This window comes from Gordonia shandongensis DSM 45094 (assembly GCF_000423025.1).
Lineage (GTDB): Bacteria > Actinomycetota > Actinomycetes > Mycobacteriales > Mycobacteriaceae > Gordonia > Gordonia shandongensis.
Genome location: NZ_AUHE01000032.1, coordinates 1 through 1,582, shown reverse-complemented (window position 1 = coordinate 1,582; position 1,582 = coordinate 1). Strand labels below are relative to the sequence as shown.

At 56.5% G+C, this 1,582-nt stretch carries 1 protein-coding gene and 2 pseudogenes; 2 read left to right on the top strand and 1 reads right to left on the bottom strand.

The window, feature by feature from the left end; translation table 11 throughout:
• Positions 1–194 (top strand): annotated as a pseudogene (locus G528_RS18750) (hypothetical protein); the annotation flags it as partial.
• 281 nt (positions 195–475) lie between these two features.
• Here the strand turns inward: G528_RS18750 and G528_RS17735 are convergent.
• Positions 476–809 (bottom strand): annotated as a pseudogene (locus tag G528_RS17735) (IS630 family transposase); the annotation flags it as partial.
• Positions 810–1,009: 200 nt separating this feature from the next.
• Between G528_RS17735 and G528_RS18525 the strand changes: the two are divergent.
• Positions 1,010–1,561, top strand: a complete 552-nt coding sequence (locus tag G528_RS18525) for a hypothetical protein (protein ID WP_169515291.1) — start codon at positions 1,010–1,012, stop codon at positions 1,559–1,561.
• Positions 1,562–1,582 lie beyond the last annotated feature (21 nt).

Genomic DNA, 1,582 nt, shown 5'->3' with positions numbered 1-1,582 from the left:
GCCTCGAGCCTTTCGTCGCTGTCCTCGTCGGCTGGATTGTTCTCCACCAGGGTCTGACTCAGTGGCAGTACCTCGGCGTCGCAATTGTCGTCACGGTGTCCATCGGCACCGTCGTCGCGTCAGCGAAAGGAAGAACATCAAAGGGGGATCATGAGTCGCGCCTACCAGCTCCATCTCCAGGAGTCTCCTCGTGAGGAAATGACCGAGTGGCCGGTCCTCGGCCGGAGGGCCAAAAGTCACCGAACCGGCGCTGAGACTCGCGACAATCTTCGCGACTTAAACAGGCTAGACGATTGGCATGGAATAGGTGCAGTCAGATACGACTATATAGTCATCGCGGGATCAATCTGGGCGACAATTCAGTTGACTTGGTGACTGTACCCTATCGCATTAATTCTCATCGGGTCTCGCATGCGGGCGCTTGCGGCCCTGCTTCATGAGAGTGCTCGCGGAGGGGCGAAGAGACGTGGGTGTTCGGGTGGTTGTCGAGCCAGTCGCGAACTTCGGCCTTCGTGTGGGTGGCGTAGTTGTCCATCACCAGGTGCAACTCCCGGTCGGGGTAGGTGCGGTCGATCTGCCGCAGGAACGACAGGAATTCCTGGTGGCGGTGCTGCGGCTTGACTGCCGCGGTCACCTGTCCAGTCGCGATCTCCAACGCGGCGAACAAGGTGGTGGTGCCGTGGCGTTTGTCGTCGTGGGTGCGGCGTTCGATCTGCCCCGGCTGCGTCGGGAGCATGGGTGCGGTCCAGAGCCTGGATCTGCGACTTCTCGTCCACGCACAACACGATCGCGTTCTCGGGCGGCGCCAAATTTTGATTTGATTGAGATGAGAACGGAGTCGATCGTTGATGCGGTCGCCGAGGAGGCGTCTACTATTCGAGCATAGATGCCCGGTTCCGGGGTCTTGTTCGTAATGTGACTGAGGTGGAGGTATTAGATGATCCGTAGTCTGAGGATTGCGCGATTCTTGCTCAGTGAGCGTCGTAGGTGCCTGTGCTAATGCAATCAGATGGGATTTCGTTACCCCCGTCAATTGATGCGCGGACTCTGTTCGAATAGTGCGATCGGTATCCTTATGTTGAATGAAATTGAGCGAATTCGTCGAATGCACAGTGTGCAAGGTGGCACTGTAGCTGTTCTTGAGGCGTTGCTGACTTTGATGGTAGTCGTGTATGCCTGGGTACTTGTGAAGATCTGGCCTGTCCTTGATGCCAAGTGGGGCATAGTCATCGCAGCGTTATTGTATGGAATAGTTCCTTGGTCTGTATGGTTCTTGCTGTATCTAAAGTCGCCGGTATTGACACCAAAGGTCATGGCAATTCGTGTGGTGCGGGTTGACGGCGGATTCGATATTGATGTGGGCAAAACCTTGGGGTTTGTCTTCTTGGTGCCGCTGATTAGTGGTGTCTCGATGATTCTCTCGCCAATTGTTTCTCCTGCTGTCCTTCCAGGGGGAGGCGTTTCCGGTCGCGCCCCGGTTGTAATCGGGCTCTTCGGATTTCAGAGTGCGTGGATGCGGTCAGCGAGCTGGCCGGAGTGCAGCAGGGACCGCAAGATGTAGTGGTTGAGGTTCCGGAAGCCC